Genomic DNA, 20780 nt, shown 5'->3' with positions numbered 1-20780 from the left:
AAACACCTAACCTTGATCAGGATGAAGAAGAGCAGATTCACCGAGACGCAGATCGTTGCGATGCTGCGAGAGCATGAGGCGGGCAAGAAGGTGGCGGACCTGTGCCGGGAGCACGGTGTGAGCCAGCCCACGTTCTACCAGTGGAAGGCCAAGTACAGCGGCCTGGACGCCAACCAGCTCAAGGAGTTCAAGGAGCTGAAGGCCAAGTATGCCCGGCTGGAGAAGATGTACACCGAGGCGCAGATGGACCGCCAGGTGCTTAAGGAGATCATCGAGGGAAAGTTGTAGGCCCGGACGATAAGCGAGAGATCGTACGCCGGCTGGTCGAACAGCGCCAGTACAGCGAACGCCGGGCCTGCAAGCTGTTGGACTTGAGCGCGAGCGTGTACCGCTACGTGCCCAAGGAGAAGAACGATGCGGAGGTGATCGAACACATGATGCGGGTGGCGGAGAGCGAGGCGCAGTGGGGCTTCTCGTTGATACGGATCCACATGCGCAACGAGGGCTGCAAGGCCAACAAGAAGCGTCTGCATCGGATCTACAAGGAGTGCAAGTTGCCCCAGCGCAAACGCACCAAACGCCGTGTCCCCGAGCGGGTGAAAGACCCGATCGTGCTGCCCATCGGGCCGAACATCACCTGGAGCATGGACTTCATGCACGATGCGCTGGTCACTGGCCGCAAGTACAGGACCTTCAACGTGATGGACGACTTCAACCGCGAAGCGCTGTGCATCGCGGTGGACACTTCACTGCCGGCCCCTCGTGCGATCCGGGAGCTCGAACAACTCATCGAGTGGCGCGGCAAGCCCGAACGCCTGCGCATGGACAACGGCCCGGAGTTCATCGCCCAGGCCATGAAAGAATGGGCGGCAACCAACGGCATCGAGTTCACCTACATCCAGCCTGGCCGGCCCATGCAGAACGGCCTGATCGAGCGCTTCAACAGGACCTACAGGACCGAAGTGCTGGATGCCTGGATCTTCGAGTCCCTCGAACAGGTCCGGCAGATGACCCAGGAGTGGATGTGGCGCTACAACCATGTGCGCCCGCACGCTTCGCTGCTCCGCCTCTCGCCCCGGGCGTTCCTGTTGAAATGTGGACAACTCCCTGCCCACTACGCAGGCTCACGCGCGGAGTTCCCCACAGTTCAACAGGACATCCACAACACCACCACACCAAGAAGTACCTTTACAATGCACTGCGCCTAAAATGGGGGTGCTTACACATGGGCTTGATCATTGTGCGAATCGTGCAGAGTCGCAGTTGCCTTTTCCATTCACCTCGTCCATCGTGTTGCACAGATCGATCCCCGAAAAATTCCAGGAACAGGGGTCATTTCCCGACGTCCACACGGTGGCGTTGGGGTTATTGGTGTCCTCCTTGAATGTGTAATAGCAGAACAGATGACCAACCGGTACGGTGAAGGAATAGGTGACCGTGTTCCCTGCGGTGGCCACGGTGCATGCCAGGTTATACGGGGAGGTGCAGTTGTCGGCTACCTGATCGATATACGCGCAGATCTTGATGTCACAACCAGTGAGGTTGCTGAAGCTGATGGAGTAGGACGTTTGCGCGGAGCCTGATCGGGTGAGGAGCGCTGCGCACGCCACGTGGACAAAGAGAAGCGCTGTTCGGACCGATTTTCTTACGGGGGGGGGGCAACGTGTGTCATGGCAGAATAGGGGTTGATCCTTCTGTGAAGGTAGTCGGATCGCACGACACACAGCTCGACCTCGACCTGCATGATGATAGGTGGCGCTACTGCGCTCCCGCGAACACGAACTGCACGATGTTGGCCCCCATCTGCAGGGCCTTCGTGCGCATCGCCTCACTGTCGCCATGCACATCGGGGTCCTCCCAGCCGTCGCCCAGGTCGCACTCCAGGTCGTAGAAGCAGACCAGCCGTCCATCCCAGATGAGGCCGAGGCCCACTGGTGCCTTGTCGTCGTGCTCATGCACCTTGGGCAGGCCTGCGGCGAAGTCGTAGCGCTGGTGATAGATGGGGTGGGCGAAGGGCAGGGCCACGAACTCGAGCTCCGGGAAGACGCGCTTCATCATGGGGCGGATGAAGGGGTCCATGCCGTAGTTGTCGCTGATGTGCAGGAAGCCGCCGCCGATGAGGTAGTTGCGCAGGTTCTCCGCCTCGGCGGGGCTGAACACCACGTTGCCGTGCCCGGTCATGTGCACCAGCGGATGGTTGAACAGGTCGCTGGACCCCACTTCCACGGTGGGCACGTCGGGGTTCATACGCGTGCCGAGGTTGGCGTTGCAGAAGCGGACGAGGTTGGGCAGGCTGGTGGGGTTGGCGTACCAGTCGCCACCGCCGTTGTACTTCAGTAGAGCGATGCTGTACGTGCTCTGGGCCCGCGCCCCGGAAAGGACCGCCATCAGCAACGCGAGCAGGACCGGCCGCAGGATCATGGGCGCAAGTTACCGCCGCTGACGCGCCAGGCTCATCCAGGTGCAGGCGGCCAGGGCGGCCGTCTCGGTGCGCAGACGGGCCGCGCCCAAGCCCACCGCCTGGAACCCGGCGTCGAGCAGCATCCGCAGCTCCGCCTCGGTCCAGTCACCCTCTGGTCCCACCAGCAGCAGCGCGTCCTCCGCTGGAACGAAGGCGTTCATCAGGGGTTCGGGGTCGCCGAAGGCGTGGGCCACGAAGCGTTGGCCCTGTGCTGCCTGCTGAAGCAAAGCGTCCAGCGTCGACAGGTCGTCGATGCGCGGCAGCCACGCGCGGCGGCTCTGCTTCATGGCGCTTACGGCCACGCGCCGCAGCCGGTCCGTGCGCAGGTGCCCGCGTTCGGTGCGCGCGGTGGACAGCGGCGTGATGCGCTCCACGCCCACCTCCACGGCCTTCTCCACGAACCACTCGAAGCGCTCGGCCTGTTTGGTGGGGGCCACGGCCAGGTGCAGCGTGCTGGGCGGGGCCGGGTGCGTGCGGCGGTCGCCGATCCGCACGTGGACCTCATGCCGTCCGATGAGGCGCAGCACCCCGTCCGCTTCCATGCCCGCGCCGTCCACCAGCTCCACCGCATCGCCATCGCGCAGGCGCAGCACGCGCAGTGCATGCGCGGCCTCCTCCTCGGGTAGGGCGACCTCGTGGGCGTGCAGGCCGGTGCAGTGGAAGCGGTGCATCAGGGCAGGTGGGGGCGTGTGCGTTCGTGCCACCAAAGGAAGCTCAGCGTGGCGATGAGCATGACCACGAACAGCACGGACGAACTGGCGGGGGACAGGCCGAAGGACACGGGGACCTGCATGTCCGTCCACGCGCCTTCCTGCAGCGCGGGCCACAGCCGGTCCCGCAACGGGCGCTGCACCTCGGTGGGGAAGGAGTACCACACGGTGCCCTTGGCGGCCACGGCGACCACAAGCCCGAACGCACCGGTGATGGCCACCGGGAGGCGCAGCCAGCGGTGCTCGGCCACCAGCGGCAGCCAGCGCCAGGCGAGCAGCACGGCCGCCGCGCTGAGGTGCCGGGGTCCGATGGCCCAGCCGCCCCACCACATGCGGTAGCTGGCGATCACCAGCAACAGGGCGAGCAGGGCGGGCAGCACCGGATCCTGCCGCCAAGTGTGGTCGCGGCGCACGCTGAGGCCCCAGGCGAGCAGCCCCGCCAGCAGCACCGGCATGTACACGAACAGGCCGCGGTACCCGCTGAAGGTGAGCCCCCACAGCGCGGACAGCGAGGGCAGGGCCAGGCCGTAGCTGTCGTGCATGAAGGTGTAGTGCGCCTCGTGCTCGTAGCCGATGCTGAACGGCGAGCCGGTGAGCGCGGTGTTGTAGATCAACAACAGCGCCGCCGCGGGAAGCCCACCGGCGATGAAGCGCAGGCTGGAGCGGAGCCGCGCGGGCCAGGGGCCTTCGCCCCACAGGGGACGCACGGCCCACCACACGGCCAGCACCGCCAGCGGGTACTCGCAGAGCACCGCGCACCCCGTCCACAGGCCGGCCCGCAACGGACGATCATCCTCCACCGCCATCAGCGCCAGCAGGGCGAAGAGCGCGCCGAGCAGGTGGGCGTTGAAGCTGCCGCTGTACACGAACAGGAAGGAGCCGAGGAAGGGCAGGGTGGCCAGCAGGGCGGGGGAGAGCGCTGTGCCCTGGCGCCGGAGCCGCATCCAGCACAGGGTGATGATCAGGGCCAGAGGAATGCTGCCGCACAGCAGCCCGCCGAGCATCAGCAACTGCGGCGTCAGCAGCCCGTCCGGTCCGGGCGACACGAGCCCCGCGGCCACCACGGCGGCGTAGACCGGTGTCACCAGCAGGGCCGGCAGCGGCGCCTTGTCGCTGTAGTGGCGCCCGTCGATGAGCGACTTGTCCTGGGTGTGCGTGTGGTAGGGGTCGATGCACAGGCTGCGGTGCTCCACGAGGGCGGCCACCATGGCCGCGCGGCTCATCGTGTTGTCGTTGGGCCCCCGGTCCAGGTGCCAGGCGCACAGCAGCAGCATGAGGAGCAGGAAGGGGAGCGGGCGCACCGGGGAAGGGAAGGACGCGCAAGATGCGAAAGGGTGGGCAGCCTCTTCGCTGGACGGCTTGGCCATCTGGCGGAAAAGCCTAGCTTTCTAACCCAAACGAACGACATGCGTGGTCCCCTGTGCATCCTTCTCGGCTCATTCCTTGTGGTCGGTGGTCACGCGCAATCCGTGCGTCCCCAGGTGATCGCGAGCGGCGGCACCACCAACGCCCTGCCCAACGGCGGCACGCTGAAGTCCACCTTCGGCCAACCCGTGATCGGGCCGGCCGGATGGCCGAACACGGTGCTCACCCAAGGCTTTCACCAGCCGGCACCGGAACGGGTCAGCGCATTGCCCAAGGTGTTCCTGGACGGACCGCTCGTGTCGGGGCTGATGAACGACAACCTGCGCACCTTGCCGAGCTTCCCGCTCACCGAGCCGTATTCGTCCCTTCCGGGCTACACCCACATCGGATCGGGCTTCGAGACCGTGAGCCCGAACGTGCTGGGCATCACCGGCAGCAACGCCATCGTCGATTGGGTCTTCCTGGAGCTGCGCTCGGCCAGCGACAACACGGTGGTGAAGGCCACCGCCGTGGGCCTGCTTCAGCGCGATGGCGATGTGGTGGCCCCGGACGGCGTGACCCCGGTATCGTTCGTGGCCGTGCCCGGCCTCTATTATCTGGTGGTGCGTCATCGGAACCACCTGGCGATCATGTCGGCCAATACCATCAGCCTCGGGCCGCTGTGGGTACAGGTGAACTTCACCAACGGCTCGGTGGCCACCTTCGGTGGTGCGGCGGCACAACGGCTCAATGGTAGCGTGCGCGCCATGTGGGCAGGCGATGTCACCGGCAATGGCCAGGTGAAGTACGCCGGTGGAGCGAACGACCGCGACCCCATCCTCGTCGCCATCGGCGGTGTGGTCCCCACCGCGACCACCTCAGGCTACGCCGGCACCGATGTGAACCTCAATGGTGCGACCAAGTACACCGGCTCCGCCAACGATCGCGACGTGATCCTCACCACCGTCGGTGGCTCGGTGCCCACCGCCACGCGCAGCACCTTCGTCCCCTGAACCCACGATCTTACCAAACACCTCCTTTCGATCATGAGCCTTCGTTCAACCCTGCTTGCCAGCGCCATGGCGGTGGTGGGCACACTTTCGGCGCAGCCCTTCACCCCGTACGGCGCGTTCAGCTATCAGGCCGTGGTGCGCGACGCCCTCGGCAATGCCCTGCCCAACCAGCTGGTCAATCTGCGCATCGGCCTGGGCCCCTGCATCGGCGCGGTCACCTATTGGGAGACGCACCTGGTGACCACCGACGACCTCGGCATGGTGAACCTCCGGGTGGGTCAGGGCACACCGGAGGTGGGGACCTTCGAGGGGTATGAGTGGACGAGCAATTGCCCGCACCGGTTGGAGGTGCAGATCGACCTCACCGGAGGAACGAGCTTCACCGCACTTCCTCCTTCGATCATCAGTGCTGCTCCGTACGCGATCATGTCGCGTTTCGCCCGTTCGTTGATGGACAGTGCCATAGTAGTGGACCTTTTCAACGACATCTACGTGCATCCTGACTATCGCTTCGGTGTCGGGGTGGACAACCCGGTGAACAAGCTGGATGTGGAGGGTGCGGCCGTGATCGGTGCGAGCTACTCGGGCACTAACACGGCGCCTGCGAACGGCCTGCTGGTGCAAGGGAACGTGGGCATCGGCACCACGGCGCCCGGCGCCTTCAATCTGCTGGTGAACGGCAGCGCGGCCAAACCCGGTGGGGGCAGCTGGTCCAACAGTTCGGACCTGCGCCTTAAGAAGAACGTGGCCCCGCTCACCGGATCACTGAACACGCTGCTCGGCCTGCGCGGGGTGAGCTTCGAGTACAAGGACCCCGCGGCCATCCACGAGCTGCCCGGCACCCGCATCGGCTTCATCGCGCAAGAGGTGGAGCAGGTGATGCCCGACTGGGTGGAGGAGGTGGACGGCTACAAGCGGCTCACCATCCGCGGCTTCGAGGCCCTCGCCGTGGAGGCCCTGCGTGAGCTGCACGCCGAGAACGACGCACTGCGCGCCGAACTGGAGACCCTTCGGGGACAGCAAGCGCGGTTGATGAGCGCCCTGGAACGTACCGAGGCCCGCCTCGACGCCATCGAGCATGGCACCGCTCCGGCGAACGCCGGGCGCTGAACACGCCGGATGATCGACGATGTGGAGGCGGCTTCGGCCGCCTCCGCTCATTTCCGGCGGAAGTCCAGCTTGTAGAAATGGAAATCGGGGCTGTGCAGGTCCACCTTGAAGCCCATCACCCGGTGGTCGGCATCGAAGGTGAAGGTGATGTAGCCCGGCTCCAGGAACGGGTCCGCGTGCTGCCACTGGAAGGTGTCGAAGTGCCAGTGGCCGAGCGTTCCGGTCAACAGGTCCTTGGCGGGCTGGAAGGTGAGCTGGAGGGCGCCGTTCGCCTCGGTGATGGTCGCCTCCCCGTAGATCTTGTCCGCGTAGGTGCCGGCATAGGCGCTCAGCGGGAGCGAGGGTTTGGTCTTCGCCACCCGGGCGGTCATGCGATCGGCCACGCGCTTGGCATCGCGCTCCCTGCGCTTCGCGATACGCGGCATCATGTCGCTCACGGGGTCCGCCTTGCCGTCGCCGAGCCAGGCGTCCAGCAGCTTCTGTGTGGCGGCGAACACGCTGTAGCTCTCCCCGTTGCCCAAGGCGATCACCGCCAGGTCCTGGTCGGGCACCACCGCATGGTTGAGGATGAAGCCCGGCATGCCGCCGCTGTGGGTGATCACCGCATGGCCGTTGAACTCCTCCAGGAACCAGCCGAGCCCGGCGCCCTCCGTGCCCATCGGCAGGTGGCTGCTGGTGATGGTGCGGAAGCTGGTCTCGCTCAGGAAGGGCTTGCCGCCCACCTGGCCCTCGGCGGCCCACATCGCATCCCATTTGGCCACATCGGTCACGCAGCTGTTCACCCCGCACGCGCCGTCGGCGCCACGAAGCGACTGGTAGGGCATGCTCTTCTGCGGGGCGGTGGGGTCCTGCCCCTTGCGGACGTGCGGCAGCGCCACGTCCGTGAACCGCGCCAGGTCGGCCGTCTCCACCGTGGTGCGGGTCATGCCCAGCGGCCGCAGGATGCGTTCGGTGATGAAGGCGTCCCAGGTGCTGCCGCTCACCGCCTCGATGAGCTGCGCGGCCGCGATGAACATCAGGTTGCTGTATCCGAATTCGTCACGGAAAGGGTGGGTGAAGGGTTCACGGGCATGGCGCTCCAGGATCTCGCGCTGGCCCAGCTCCGTGGCGTACCACAGCAGGTCGCCGTCGAAGGTGATCCAGCCGCTGCGGTGGCACAGCAGGTCCTTCACCAGCATCTGCTCGGTGACGTACGCGTCCGGCGTACGGAACCACGGCAGGTGCTTCACCACCGGGTCGTTCCAGTCCACCTTGCCTTCGTCCACCAGCAGGCCCACGGCGCAGGCGGTGAACGCCTTGCTGATGCTGGCCATGTAGAAGATGCTGTTGGGCGTCACCGGATCGGCCTTGGCGAGGTCGAGCTTGCCGTAGCCCTTGCTCCATACCAGCTGCCCGTCCTTCACCACGCCGACCGCCAGGCCGGGCTGGTCGAACTTCACCAGGGCGTCGGCGAGGTAGGCGTCCAACGCGGCGAGGTCCGGTTGGGCGCGCAGCGTCGCACCGCAGGTCAGGGAGACGGCGATCAGGAGAGCAGGCAGCGTTCGCATGCTGCGAAGGTGCGCGATCCCGCGGATGCACCGGGACCCCCGGCCACGAATCGGGCATGCGGTGACGGTTGACTAGCTTCGGACCACACCTTACATGACCATGAGACGTACGTTGCTCCCCCTCTGCCTGCTGTTCGCAGCTATCAACGGCCTGGCCCAAGGTCCGGTCCTTTGGAACATCAAGGCCGTGTTGCCCAACGGCACCACCCTGGACGTGAAGGCCCTCGACCCTTCGGGCCGCATCCTGGACGTGAAGGCCCTGGAGGAGGACGACACGCATGTGATGGATGTGAAGGCCCTCGACAACGGGAGCCTGCTGCCCATCAAGGTGCTGGCCTCGGATGACGCCATGCGGCCGGTGAAGGCCATCACCGCGAAAGGAGAGGTGCTGGACGTGAAAGCCATCGCCCCGGACGGTCGCCGCCTCGACGTGAAGGGGGTGGCGCGCGCCGGACATCTGGTGCATATCAAGGCCATCGGCGATGAGCGGGCCCTGTACGCCGTAAAGGCGATCAGCGCGGAGGGCCTCATGCGCGATGTGAAGGGTCTGGACCTTTCCGATGAGCCCGAGCGGACCAACGGCGTGGCCATCGACGCGCATGTGAAGGCTCTGCCGCACCCCACGGACCAGGATGGCGACCCGGTGTGGAACGTCAAGTGCGTGCAACCCGACGGGCATGTGCTGGGCATCAAGGCGATCGATGCGGCCGGCACGCTCCATGACATCAAAGCCCTGCAGGCCAACGGCGACGCCACGGTGCTCGACATCCGTGCGCTTGTGAACGGCCGCGAGGTGCCGGTGAAGGTGCTGGCCACGCAGGAGTCGCCCATGCCGGTGAAGGCCGTGCTGCCCGATGGCACCCTTCTCGATGTGAAGGCGGTGGCCGCTGATGGCACCCGGTTGCCGGTGAAGGCCGTGCGCAGGGTCGGCAACGTGTTCGACATCAAGACCCTGGCGCCCGACGGTCGGGAGATGGGCGTGAAGGCCATCTCGCCCCACGGCCTCTTCTACGACGTGAAGGGGGTGAAGCTGAACGCGGCCGACGCGGAGGGAACGGTGAACGGCGTGGCGTTCCGCGCCCACGTAAAGGCGCTGCCCCAGCCGTGAGCGGTCAGTTCACCGTGATGGACGCGCCTTCAGGCTCCACCTTGGCGCCCTTGAGCTCGGTCGCCGGGGCCACGCCCTCCAGCACCTCCAGGTTGATGCCGTCGCTAAGGCCAGTGCGGATGTAGGTCCGTTTCCAGTCCTTGCCGTTCTTCACCTGCACGAAGGCGCTGTCGCCCTTGTCGTTGAACTCCACGATGCTCTCCGGCACGGTGTACACGCTGTCGCGCTGCTCCAGCACGATGTCCGCGTTGGCGCTGTAGCCGCTGCGCAGGGTCTGCCCGTCCTTGAGCTTCACGGCCGCACGGATCTCGAACTGGATGGCGCCGTTCTCCTCCACCCCCTTGGGGGCGATGTACTCCAGGTCGGCGTCCCACTTGGCGTTCTCGATGGCGCCCACGGTGAGCACCACGGGCATGCCCAGCTTCACCTTGCCCACCTCGCTCTCGTCCACCTTGCCCTGGAAGATGAGGTCGTCCATGTCGGCGATGGCGGCGATGGTGGTACCCTCGTTGAAGTTGTTGCGCTCGATCACGCTGTTGCCCTCCTTCACCGGCACGTCGAGCACCATGCCGTCGATGGTGCTGCGCACGATGGTGTTGCCCGCGCTGCTGCGGCTGATGCCGTCGCGCACGACCTGCAGGGCCTCCTTGGCCGCGGCCACTTCCTCATCGGCGTTCTTCAGCGCCACATCGAAGGTCTGCATCTCGGCCGCGCTGATCACGCCCTTGTCGGCCAGCGGCTTGTTGCGGTCGAAGTTGAGGCGCGCGTTCTGCTGCGCGATCTCGGCGTTGCGCACGCGGTTCTCGGCGTTGCTCAGGCTCAGCATGTCGGGCACGATCTTGATCTTGGCCAGCGGCTGGTCACGCTTCACCACCTCGCCGGCCTCCACGTAGAGTTCGGCGATGATGCCGCTGACCACGGGCTTGATGAGGATCTCCTTGCGCGGCACCATCTTGCCGTTGGCCACCGTCTTCTTCACCACGTTGTTGCGCGCGAGCTTCTCCACCTTGAACTCGTCCGGACGGCTTGCGCTCTTCTGGTAGAGGAAATAGAGCGTCCAGATGAAGAGGGCGCCCAGTCCGATGAAGAGGAGGTATTTCAGGATCTTTTTCATGGGGTCCGGTGGTGGGTCGGTGGTCACGTTCATTCGGCGCGCAGCGCATCCACGGCCTTGATGGCCAGGGCGCGGCGCGCGGGCAACAGCCCGGCGAGGAGGCCGCTGGCGATGAGCACGGCGAAGGCGACGAGGGCGACGAAGAGGTCGACGCCCGGGTTCTTGAAGAAGTCGCCATCACCGGCCACCGTGCGGATGGCCTCCAACACGCCTACGCCCACCAGCAGCCCGAAGTAGCCGGCGATGAAGGTGAGGGTGAGGGCCTCCTGCACGATCTGCCCGGTGATGTTGCGCGGGGTGGCGCCCAGGCTGCGGCGGATGCCGATCTCCTTGGTGCGCTCCTGGATGCTCACCAGCATGATGTTGCCGATGCCGATGGCGCCCGCCAGCAGCGTGCAGATGCCTACGAACCAGCTGAGCCCACCGATGCCGAGGAAGAGGCCGTTCATCTGGCCGTAGAACTCCTGCATGTTCCAGCTGCCGAAAGCGCTCTCGTCCGTAGGGTCCACGCGATGCTTCCGCGCCATCAGCTGCCGCACCTGCTTCTCCACCGCGCCTACGTCCACCCCCGGTTCGGCCACCAGGGTGAACCAGTGCACCTGGTTGAGCGCGTTGAAGGCCTTCTGGAACGTGGTGAAGGGCACATAGATCTTGGCGTCGGGGTTGTCGCCCATCTCGGCGCTGCTCTTCTTCTTGCTTACACCCACCACCTGGAAGTAGACCCCGTTGATCTTGATGTACTTCCCCAGCGGGTCCGCGGGCTTGAACAACTGATCCACCACATCCTGCCCGATCACCGCCACTTTGCGCTCTTCGCTCAGGTCGGCGTGGTTCAGGAACCGGCCTTGGGGCAGGCGTATGGCCTCGACCTGGATGACCTCCGGTTCGCTGCCATATACACTGAACGCACCCACTTTGGAGCCGTAGCTCACGTTGTTGCCGCTTTGCCATCCGCCCAGTTGCAGCTGCGGCGAGCACACCTCGATGCCCGGCACATTGTTGCGAATGATGCTGATATCCTCGTTGTCGAAGGTGAACGAACGGCCCTTCTGGAAGCCCGCATACGGCTTTGTGGTGGGCATCGTCCATAGGAAACAGCTGTTGGTGGCGAAGCCCTCGAATCCGCCGAGCACCGCGTTCTTCAGCCCGTTGCCCATGCCCAGCATCACCACGAGCATGAAGATGCCCCACCCCACACCGAACATGGTGAGGAAGCTGCGCAGCTTGTTCCTGCTCAGCGTGTTCCAGATCTCTCCCCAGCGGTCGTTGTCGAACATGGCTTACTCGTCGCGTAAGGCTTCGATGGGACGGATGGCGGCGGCGCGGCGGGCGGGGATGAAGCCGGCCAGCGCTCCGGCGATGATCAGCGCGATCAAGGCCGTGATGGCCACATCGATGCGGATGGTGGGGTCGCGGAAGAACTCGCTGCCCGGCACCGCACTGGCGATGCCCTCCATCAGGAAGATGCCGAGCACCAGCCCCAGCCAGCCCGCCATCCCGGTGATGAACACGGATTCCAGCAGCACCTGGCCCACCACGTTGGCCGGTGTGGCCCCCAGGGCCTTGCGGATGCCGATCTCTCGCGTGCGCTCCTTCACCACGATGAGCATGATGTTGCTGACCCCCACGATGCCCGCGATCAGCGACCCGATGCCGACGAACCACAGGAAGGCCGTGATGCCACCGAAGATGGAGTTCATCGTTCCCACGTTCTCCACGTTGTTGTCCACCCACAACGCGCGCTCATCCGTGGGATCGAAGTCGTGTCGTCGCGCCAGGGTGTGGACGGCCCGCTGTTCCGCACGCTTCGCCCCTGCGATGCTGGCGTCGGCGAAGCTGAAGGTGATGTCGTCCACGATGCCCTTGGCGTTGAACACCTTCTGGGCGGCGCTGAGCGGGATGTACACCGGACTGCGCTGGCCCCGCTCGGGGCCACCGGTGTCGTACTCGTACAACCCCACCACCTCGAACGGGATGCCGTTCACGTTCACCCACTTGTGAAGTGGATCCTCCTTCTTGAACAGCTCCGTGCGGCAGTCCTCGGCGATCACGATCACCTTGCGGTCCTGCACCTGGTCCACTTCGTTGATGAAGCGTCCGTCGACAATGCGCTGGTGCTGCAGTTGCTGGTAGGCGGGTTGGATGCCGCGGATGCTGTAGCTGCCCGAGCTCATGCCGTACTGCAGCTTGCTCTGCCCGCGCCACACGCTGTATTGACCGCTGATGTGCTGGATGCCGGGGATGGTGTTCCGCAGCGCCGCGATGTCGGTGTCCTCCAGCGCGATGGCCCGGTTCGGCGGCAGACCCTTCCAGGGCTTGCTGGTCTCGTTGCCCCAGATGCGGATGCTGTTGGTGGCCGTGTTGCGGAAGTTGTAGCTGAAGCCGTTCCGCAGCCCCGCACCCGCACCAAGGAGAATGATGAGCATGAAGATGCCCCAGAACACGGAAAAGCCGGTGAGCACGGCCCTCAGCTTGTTCTTGCCGATGCTCTCGAGCACCTCTCCCCATTTCTCCCTATCGAACATCGCCGGCGGGTTTGTTCACCTCGCGTACACCATCCATGCTGGTGCTGAGGCTCTTGGGGTCCAGGTGGGCGTTCTCGATCTGCCCGTCGCGCAAATAGATCACCCGATGCGTGGCGGCGGCCACATCGCGTTCGTGGGTCACGATCACCACGGTCTTGCCGAGGTCGCGGTTCACTTGCGTGAGCAAAGCCATCACTTCCTCACTGGTCTTGCTGTCCAACGCGCCGGTGGGCTCGTCGGCCAGGATGATCTTCGGGTCGCTGATGAGGGCCCTGGCGATGGCCACGCGTTGCTTTTGACCGCCGCTCAGCTCATTGGGCATGTGGTGCGCCCATTCCCGCAGGCCCACCCGACCTAGCATCTCCAATGCCAGTTCGTTGCGCTTGCGGCGTGGCACCCCTTGGTAGTACAGCGGCAGTGCCACGTTCTCCTGGGCGTTCTTGAACGCGATCAGGTTGAAGCTCTGGAAGACGAAGCCGATGTACTTGCTCCGGAGCTGGGCATTCTCCGTTTCGCTCTGCCCCTGGATCCGGAGCCCGTCCAGCAGGTACTCCCCGTGGTCGTAGTTGTCCAGGATGCCGATGATGTTGAGCATGGTGCTCTTGCCCGAGCCCGAGCTGCCCATGATGCTCACCAGTTCGCCGCTGCGGATCTCCAGGTCGATGCCCTTCAGCACCTGCAGGAGGTTGGCCCCGGTGCGGTACGCCTTGCGGATGTCCTTCAGGACGATCATGGCCCGAAAGTACCGGAACGCGCACCGGCCTGGGGGGCACCTACACGAACGGCATGGGCGGGGGAGGAGCGGTGGACGTCATCGCTTTGGCACACCGGTTGCCATCCGCCCGCACCGGCCTATTTTCGCCGGGCACGAACCCCTCCTCCCATGACCCGCACGCTCCTCGCCGCCTCCGCCGTGATGGCCTCCATCACCCTCCACGCGCAGAAGGTGGACCCCAAGCACACCAACTTCTACCGCATCCCCGAGCCCATCGAGACCGAGGCGATCCGCATCGAGTTCAAGGACCCCGTGGCCCAGCTGGCCCTGTGCAAGGTGCGCGTGGAGTTCACGAACAAGACCTCCGACATCCTGATGATCAAGGCCTCGGAGATCGTGTTCACCGTGGGCGGTGCCAGCTACTCGCCGAAGGACCGCGACTTCGTGATCCGGCCCAACGACAAGATCAACCGCACCCTGGAGGTCACCGGCGGCAACATGCACCACGATGCGTTCACTGTGAAGTTCGGCGGCGCCAGCCGCGTTTCACGCTCCGAGGGCAAGGTCAGCGTGCCCGACTTCGATGTCCCGCCCAGCAAGAACAGCTTCACGGTGGGCAACTTCGAGGTGAACCTCGTGAGCATGGACAAGGAGACCGCCAAGACCGCGGCGAAGTTCAAGGTGGTGTACCGCGGCAGCAAGGTGGCCCTGGTGGACCCCAGCCGCACCGCGCTGCGCATCGAGTCGGGCCAGGAGTTCGCCAACGCCAGCAGCAAGAGCAAGGAGGTCATCCTCAACCAGGGCGAGGACGATGCCTTCACCGTGTGGGGCGAGATCCCCGGCAAGATCGTGGACATGCAGTTCGCCAACATGAAGCTGGTGTGGAACGATGCCTTCCGCGAGGTGACGCCCAAGCCCATCAGAATCGGTAGCGTGGACTTTGCGATCGATCCGGGGCTTACCGAGGGCAAGAACCGCTGAGCGGGGCATAACCCGGTCAGTGCACATGCCGAACGCCTGCCCTGTGGCAGGCGTTCGGCGTTCACGGCCATGGAAGGGGCCCCGGTCGGCCTATGCTCCGCCACCGGTGATCGCAGGAGGGCGGCCACATTCCGTTGAGCCGGCCATCGGGCACCTCGGTCCGCGGGCGCCCATCGATGGGACAGGGCAAGAAAAAAGCCCCTCGGAAGGGGCTTTCGCGGACCGGACGGGACTCGAACCCGCGACCTCCGCCGTGACAGGGCGGCATTCTAACCAGCTGAACTACCGGTCCGTTGGCTTCTCTTTGCGGTGAAGCGGGTGCAAATGTAAAGCCCCGGGCCGACTTTGCAAGCCCACTCCGGAAAGCTCAGTAAAGACGCGCCCGTTTCGTGAGGAACTCCAGCAGCACCGGGCCGAATCCAGCGTTGATGTCGGCCTCCACCAGATCGATCCGGTACTGGCCGCACTTGAGCTTCAACCGGTGCCTGCGCTCGGCCACGGCCTGCCGATACCCCTCTCGCACCTCGGCGGCGTGGGCCTTCACCTGGGCCCCGGTCTCGACATCCACGAAGGTGTAGGGACGGTCCTCCACCGCCAGCTCCAGCTCCCGTTGGCGGTCCACGACGTGGAACACGATGATGTCGTGCTTGTTGAAGCGCAGGTGCTGCAGGGCGTCGAAGACCTCCTCCTCCCGACCGGTATCCTCCAGCATGTCGCTGAGCACCACCACCAGGCTGCGACGATGGGCCCGCCGGGCGATGTCATGGAGCGCCTCCACCAGGCCCGTGCGCTGCCCGCGTGCCGGCGCGTCCGCCGCCAGAAGCTGCTCCAGGTGCTGCGTCAGGTGCCGAAGATGCACCGCGTTGCTGCGCGCCTCCTCGGTCAGCGTCACCGCCTCGCGGAACACTGTGAGGCCCACGGCATCGCGCTGCTTCCGCAACAGCTGGATGAAGGCCGCGGCGGCATGCACGCCGAACTCCACCTTGTTGAACTCCCGGGCCTCACCGCGCGACGGGAAGTACATGGATGAGGAGGCGTCCAACACCAGGTGGCAACGCAGGTTCGTCTCCTCCTCGTAGCGCTTCACGAACAACTTGTCAGTGCGGGCGTAGAGCTTCCAATCCAGGTGGCGCGTGCTCTCTCCGCTGTTGTAAGCCCGGTGTTCCGCGAACTCCACGCTGAATCCGTGGAACGGGCTCTTGTGCAGTCCGGCAAGAAAGCCTTCCACCACCTGGCGCGCCTTGAACTCCAGGGCCGAGAGGGCTTGGATGTGCTGCTGTTCGATGGGCATCGGAAGAAGTTCGGCAGTTCGGCAGTCGGCAGTTCGCAGTCGTCAGTTCAGGCGTCGGATGATGCGTGGGTTGATCCGACGTGCCGGGTCGCTTCGATCGGACAAGATGCAGGTGGCAGTTGAGGGGGCTTGGCAAGTGAACGACCGTGAACGCGGTGCTTGCTTCCTGTCGGGATCAGCGGGCCTTCACCCCGTACTTGCCCGGGCTGTTCAACATATCACAAAGCAACCGGCCCACTTCAGCGTTGAGGGCGACGGCAGGAGCGTGTTCTTCAGACGTGATGTAGTTGCACGCCAGCGCGGTATCCAGATGCACGCTGGTCTCGGCGTTCTCCCCATCGCAATCGGTCAGTTTGGCGATGAAAGCGGCCAAGTATCGACGTTTGCGATACGCTTCGGCAAGGTTGGCTGGCACCGAACGGGAACTGTTGCGGATCTGTGTGGTAAGGCTGTAACGTTCCTCCACCGGGAACTTCTTCGTCAGCTCGAAGATCATCATCGACAGCTCGAAGGACTTCTTGTAGACGATCAGGTCCTTCAGGCCGGCCATGGCAGCTAGCGTTGGAAACCAAACTTACTGGCTTGGCACCAACTTCTACCTGCCCAACTGCCAACTGCCCGACTTCAACTGCCTACTGCAACTGCCCTTCCAACTTCTGCGCGAGCTGCGGCTTGGGCACCGCGCCCACGCTACGGTCCACCACCTCGCCGTTCTTGAAGAACAGGATCGTGGGGATGCTGCGGATCCCGTACTTCATGCTGATGCCGGGGTTGTGGTCCACGTTCAGCTTGCCCACCACGGCCTTGCCGTCGTACTCCTTGCCCAACTCCTCCACCACGGGGCCCACCATGCGGCAGGGGCCGCACCATTCGGCCCAGAAGTCCACCATCACCGGTTTGTCGCTCTTCAGGACGAGTTCCTCAAAGTTGTTGTCGGTCAGTTCGAGTGCCATGGTCGTTGACTGTGGACGCCGTGCGTCCGGGTTTGGTTGCTGAGGGTTCTTCTTGTGACCGCAAGGTGCGACATCCAGGGTTCAGGTTCCCCGGCCCGGGAGCCCACCTTTTCACCAGCGGTCGTGCAAAGGTAACCCCCCACCGCACGTTCCTTGCCATGGAAACTATCCTGACGATCCGTCAGTTCAGCGTGTACGCCACATCGCCCAGCCCCTCCAGCGCCCGGATCAGCTCCTCGCTCACGGCCACGCTGAGCCCCTTGCTGGGCGCCTCGATGGCCAGGTTCTCCTGGTGGCTCACGATCTGGAAGTTCACCCGGCACTTGCCCGGGCTCCGCTTCAGCAGCGCGCCCAGCTCGCGGGCCAGCAGGTCGTTCACCCGCTCGGCCTCGAGCTTCAGGTTCAGCTTCGTGAAGTACTTCTCCCGCACATCGCTCAGCAGGTCGATGTTGGCGACCTTGAACTCCATCTGTCCTTCATCGCGCCCCCAAGTGCGCGCGCTCGCGCGGCCTTTCACAAAGAGCAGCGCCCCGGTCTGCAGGTAGAGCTTGAACTTCATGTAATCCTCGCTGAAGAGCATGAAGTCGTGCGTGCCGGCGTGGTCCTCCAGGCTGAAACTGCCGAAGGGCTTGCCGCTCTTGGCGATGCGGTGCTCGGCCTTGGTGACGATGCCCGCGAAGGCCGCCTCCCGACCGGCCAGCTTGTCCAGCTCCTTCAGCTCGGGCAGCGTGGTGTTGCACAGGTGCTTGATCTCCAACCGGTGGTCGTCCAGCGGATGCCCGCTCAGATAGAAGCCGATCACGTCCTTCTCATAGTGCAGCTGCTCCAGCGCGCTCCAGCCCTCGATCTGCGGCAGGGGCGGCTCGGGGATGGCGGCCCCGGTGTCGCTGGCCATGTCGAACATGCTCACCTGCGTGCTGTCCTCTCCGTCCTGGTGCTGCTGGCCGTAACGCACCAGCGTTTCGATGTAGGTGGGCTTGCCCTCGCCGGCGCTGTGGAAGAAGTGGGCGCGCTGCACCTTCAGGCTGTCGAAGGCGCCGGCGTAGGCCAGGCTTTCCAGGGCCTTGCGGTTGGCGGCGCGCAGGTTCACGCGGCGCACCAGGTCGAACACGCTGGTGAAGGGACCGTTGCCGGTGCGCTCCGCCACGATGGCTTCCACCGCACCCTCGCCCACACCCTTCACCGCGCCCAGACCGAAGCGGATCCCGCCGGGGCGGGACGGGTCCTGCCTGTTCGGTGTCACGCTGAACTGCAGCTGGCTTTCGTTCACGTCAGGCCCCAGCACGGATATGCCCATGCGCCGGCACTCCTCCATGAAGAAGGTGATCTTGTCGATCTGCCCGCCCGAGTGGGTGAGCACACTGGCCATGTATTCGCTGGGGTAGTTGGCCTTCAGCCAGGCGGTCTGGTAGGCCACGAAGGCGTAGCAGGTGGAATGCGACTTGTTGAAGGCGTATTGCGCGAAGGCCTCCCAATCGGTCCAGACCTTCTCGCACACCTTGGCATCGAAGCCGCGCTCGGCCGTTCCCTCCAGGAACTTGCCCTTCATCTTGTCCAGCGTGGCACGGTCCTTCTTGCCCATCGCCTTCCGCAGCACGTCGGCATCGCCCTTGGTGAAGCCGGCGAGCTTCTGGCTCAGCAACATCACCTGCTCCTGGTACACGGTGACGCCGTAGGTCTCCTTCAGCAGGTCCTCCATCTCCGGCAGGTCGTACACGATCCTCTCCAGGCCGTGCTTGCGCTTGATGAAGGTGGGGATGTATTCCAGCGGCCCCGGGCGGTACAGGGCGTTCATGGCGATGAGGTCGCCGAACTGGTCGGCCTTCAGTTCGCGCAGGTACTTCTGCATGCCCGCGCTCTCGAACTGGAAGGTGCCGTTGGTCTCGGCGCGCTGGTAGAGGGCGTAGGTCTTCGGGTCGTCCAGCGGGATGCCGTCGATGTCGATGTCCACCCCGTGGTTGGCCTTGATCATGCGCAGCGCATCGCGGATGATGGTCAGGGTCTTCAACCCCAGGAAGTCCATCTTGATCACGCCCGCGTCCTCCACCACCTTGCCGTCGTACTGTGTCAGCAACAGGGTCGATTCCTTGCTGGTGCACACCGGTAGGATCTCCGTCAGGTCCTTCGGAGCGATGATGATGCCCGCTGCATGCACGCCCGTGCCCCGCACGGAGCCCTCCAGCTTTTCGGCGGCGTTCAGCACATCGCTGGTGAGCTCGCCGCTCTCCAGCACCTCGCGCAGTTGCTTCACCAGCGCGAGCTCCTCACTGCCCAGGTTCTCCTTCTGCTTCAGGCTGCCTTCGCCGTCCAGTGGGGCACGCAATAGACGGCCCAGTTCGATGCCCGGCCGTTCGGGCACCAGCTTGGCCAGGCGGTCGGCCTCCTGTAGGGGAAGGTCCATCACGCGGGCCACATCGCGGATGCTGCTCTTGGCGGCCATGCTGCCGTAGGTGACGATCTGCGCCACCTGGTTCTGGCCGTATTTCTCTACCACATAGTCGATCACCTTCTGCCGCCCCTCGTCATCGAAGTCCGTATCGATATCGGGCATGCTCTTGCGGTCCGGGTTCAGGAACCGCTCGAACAGCAGGTCGTACTTGATGGGGTCGATGTTGGTGATGCCGATGCAATAGGCCACCGCGCTGCCCGCCGCACTGCCACGGCCCGGACCGATCAACACGCCGATCTCGCGACCGTGGTTGATGAAGTCCTGCACGATGAGGAAGTAGCCCGCGAAGCCCATGGTGCGGATCACGAAGAGCTCGAAGTCCAGCCGCTCCTTGATCTTGGGGTCCAGCGAATCGATGCCCGACGCTCCGTCGTTGAGGTAGCGCTTGATGGCCCCTTGGTACGTCAGGTGCTGCAGGTACTCATCCTGGTTGCTGAAGCCCTCGGGCAATTGGTAGTTGGGCAGCAGGATGTCCTTCTTCAGCTTCAGGGTCTCCACCTTGTCCACGATCAGGCCGGTGTTGTCCAAGGCCTCCGGCAGGTCGCTGAAGGTCTCGGCCATCTGCGCCTGCGTCTTGAAGAAGAACTGGTCGTTGGGGAAGCCGAAGCGCTTGTCCTTGGTGGAAGTGTCCTCGTCCGTGGCGATCTCCGTGCGCTGTTTTTCCCCTGTGTTGATGCACAACAGGATGTCGTGCGCGTTGTAATCCTCCTGATCGGTATAGTGGCTGTCGTTGCTGGCGATGATGGGCACGTTGTACTTGCGCGCCCACTGCACCAGCACGGCGTTCACCTGGTCCTGCTCGGGAATGCCGTGGCGCTGTAGCTCGACGTAATAGTCCTCGCCGAAGAGATCGAGCCACCACTTGAACTCGGCCTCGGCCGCGCTGAGGTTTCCGTTGCCGGCACGCAGGATGGCCTGTGGCACGCTGGCGCCCAGGCAGCAGGTGGTGGCGATCAGGCCCTCGTGGTACTGAAGGATCAGCTCCTTGTCGATGCGCGGATACTTGCTGTAGAAACCGTCCATGAAGCCCAGCGAGCACAGCTTGCTGAGGTTCTTGTAGCCCTCGGCGTTCTTGGCCAGCATCAGCTGGTGGTGGCGCTTGTCCTTGTCGTCGCGGGTAAAGGTCTTCTTGAAGCGGTCGGCCACCACGTAGAACTCGCAGCCCACGATGGGCTTCACCTTCAGGCTGCCGTCGTCGTTCTTGTGCTTGCCGGCCTCGGCCACGAACTTGAAGGCCCCGAACATGTTGCCATGGTCGGTGATGGCGAGCGCGGGCTGGCCGTCCTTGGCGGCTTTCTTGAAGAGCGAAGGGATGCTGGCGGCCCCGTCGAGGAGCGAGAACTGGGTATGGACGTGGAGGTGGGAGAACTGCATGGGGGGAGGGCCACGAAGGTACCGGGCGGGAGCGGGGGATGAGGTCCGCAGTTTTCCACAACGCGCCGGCCCTCGCACATGGGGG

General features: G+C 64.6%; 19 protein-coding genes and 1 tRNA gene. 6 read left to right on the top strand and 14 right to left on the bottom strand.

What is annotated here, in order from left to right; genetic code table 11:
- Positions 1-21: 21 nt before the first annotated feature.
- Positions 22-288: a transposase gene (locus IPJ87_08675; protein MBK7941935.1), complete on the top strand. Its 267-nt coding sequence runs from the start codon at positions 22-24 to the stop codon at positions 286-288.
- 20 nt (positions 289-308) lie between these two features.
- The gene (locus IPJ87_08670) at positions 309-1208 is read left to right on the top strand and encodes an IS3 family transposase (protein MBK7941934.1); all 900 of its coding nucleotides are present in this window, start codon (positions 309-311) and stop codon (positions 1206-1208) included.
- Between the two features lie 27 nt (positions 1209-1235).
- Here the strand turns inward: IPJ87_08670 and IPJ87_08665 are convergent, their stop codons facing one another.
- The 4 genes from IPJ87_08665 to IPJ87_08650 form a co-directional block, all read right to left on the bottom strand.
- Positions 1236-1610: a hypothetical protein gene (locus IPJ87_08665; GenBank protein ID MBK7941933.1), complete on the bottom strand. Its 375-nt coding sequence runs from the start codon at positions 1608-1610 to the stop codon at positions 1236-1238.
- 148 nt (positions 1611-1758) lie between these two features.
- Complete coding sequence (locus tag IPJ87_08660; protein MBK7941932.1) at positions 1759-2421, bottom strand: DUF4159 domain-containing protein; 663 nt, start codon at positions 2419-2421, stop codon at positions 1759-1761.
- A gap of 9 nt (positions 2422-2430) precedes the next feature.
- On the bottom strand, positions 2431-3132 hold the full coding sequence (locus tag IPJ87_08655) for a 16S rRNA (uracil(1498)-N(3))-methyltransferase (protein MBK7941931.1): 702 nt from the start codon (positions 3130-3132) through the stop codon (positions 2431-2433).
- The gene (locus IPJ87_08650; GenBank protein ID MBK7941930.1) at positions 3132-4472 is read right to left on the bottom strand and encodes a hypothetical protein; all 1341 of its coding nucleotides are present in this window, start codon (positions 4470-4472) and stop codon (positions 3132-3134) included. Before IPJ87_08650 ends, IPJ87_08655 begins: the two co-directional genes overlap by 1 nt.
- Before the next feature lie 105 nt (positions 4473-4577).
- On the opposite strand from IPJ87_08650, the gene IPJ87_08645 reads away from it, so the two are divergent.
- Positions 4578-5528: a hypothetical protein gene (locus IPJ87_08645; GenBank protein MBK7941929.1), complete on the top strand. Its 951-nt coding sequence runs from the start codon at positions 4578-4580 to the stop codon at positions 5526-5528.
- 33 nt (positions 5529-5561) lie between these two features.
- Positions 5562-6638, top strand: a complete 1077-nt coding sequence (locus IPJ87_08640) for a tail fiber domain-containing protein (GenBank protein ID MBK7941928.1) — start codon at positions 5562-5564, stop codon at positions 6636-6638.
- 47 nt (positions 6639-6685) lie between these two features.
- Here the strand turns inward: IPJ87_08640 and IPJ87_08635 are convergent, their stop codons facing one another.
- The gene (locus IPJ87_08635) at positions 6686-8185 is read right to left on the bottom strand and encodes a serine hydrolase (GenBank protein ID MBK7941927.1); all 1500 of its coding nucleotides are present in this window, start codon (positions 8183-8185) and stop codon (positions 6686-6688) included.
- A 100-nt stretch (positions 8186-8285) separates the two neighbouring features.
- Between IPJ87_08635 and IPJ87_08630 the strand changes: the two genes are divergently transcribed.
- On the top strand, positions 8286-9293 hold the full coding sequence (locus IPJ87_08630; protein ID MBK7941926.1) for a hypothetical protein: 1008 nt from the start codon (positions 8286-8288) through the stop codon (positions 9291-9293).
- A gap of 4 nt (positions 9294-9297) precedes the next feature.
- Here the strand turns inward: IPJ87_08630 and IPJ87_08625 are convergent, their stop codons facing one another.
- From IPJ87_08625 to IPJ87_08610, 4 genes are read right to left on the bottom strand one after another with little or no spacing between them, the layout of a single operon-like run.
- Positions 9298-10407 (bottom strand): efflux RND transporter periplasmic adaptor subunit, encoded by a 1110-nt coding sequence (locus tag IPJ87_08625; protein MBK7941925.1) that lies wholly within the window; start codon positions 10405-10407, stop codon positions 9298-9300.
- A 29-nt stretch (positions 10408-10436) separates the two neighbouring features.
- On the bottom strand, positions 10437-11684 hold the full coding sequence (locus tag IPJ87_08620) for an ABC transporter permease (protein MBK7941924.1): 1248 nt from the start codon (positions 11682-11684) through the stop codon (positions 10437-10439).
- A 3-nt stretch (positions 11685-11687) separates the two neighbouring features.
- Positions 11688-12932: an ABC transporter permease gene (locus tag IPJ87_08615; GenBank protein MBK7941923.1), complete on the bottom strand. Its 1245-nt coding sequence runs from the start codon at positions 12930-12932 to the stop codon at positions 11688-11690.
- Entirely contained in the window at positions 12922-13665 is a 744-nt protein-coding gene (locus tag IPJ87_08610; GenBank protein MBK7941922.1) for an ABC transporter ATP-binding protein, read from the bottom strand. The genes IPJ87_08615 and IPJ87_08610 overlap by 11 nt, the downstream gene beginning before the upstream one ends.
- Positions 13666-13815: 150 nt before the next feature.
- Between IPJ87_08610 and IPJ87_08605 the strand changes: the two genes are divergently transcribed.
- Positions 13816-14628, top strand: coding sequence for a hypothetical protein (locus IPJ87_08605; protein ID MBK7941921.1), 813 nt, complete (start codon positions 13816-13818; stop codon positions 14626-14628).
- A gap of 218 nt (positions 14629-14846) precedes the next feature.
- Here IPJ87_08605 and IPJ87_08600 read toward each other — a convergent pair.
- From IPJ87_08600 to dnaE, 5 genes are all read right to left on the bottom strand, one after another.
- Positions 14847-14920, bottom strand: a tRNA-Asp gene (locus IPJ87_08600).
- 75 nt (positions 14921-14995) lie between these two features.
- On the bottom strand, positions 14996-15919 hold the full coding sequence (locus IPJ87_08595; GenBank protein MBK7941920.1) for a DUF58 domain-containing protein: 924 nt from the start codon (positions 15917-15919) through the stop codon (positions 14996-14998).
- Between the two features lie 175 nt (positions 15920-16094).
- Entirely contained in the window at positions 16095-16469 is a 375-nt protein-coding gene (locus IPJ87_08590; GenBank protein ID MBK7941919.1) for a four helix bundle protein, read from the bottom strand.
- Between the two features lie 82 nt (positions 16470-16551).
- The gene (gene trxA / locus IPJ87_08585; protein ID MBK7941918.1) at positions 16552-16872 is read right to left on the bottom strand and encodes a thioredoxin; all 321 of its coding nucleotides are present in this window, start codon (positions 16870-16872) and stop codon (positions 16552-16554) included.
- Positions 16873-17053: 181 nt separating this feature from the next.
- Complete coding sequence (dnaE, locus tag IPJ87_08580) at positions 17054-20695, bottom strand: DNA polymerase III subunit alpha (GenBank protein ID MBK7941917.1); 3642 nt, start codon at positions 20693-20695, stop codon at positions 17054-17056.
- Positions 20696-20780: the final 85 nt, after the last annotated feature.

The organism is Flavobacteriales bacterium, from assembly GCA_016713875.1.
GTDB lineage: Bacteria > Bacteroidota > Bacteroidia > Flavobacteriales_F > PHOS-HE28 > PHOS-HE28.
This window is presented reverse-complemented; position numbering and strand designations above follow the sequence as displayed.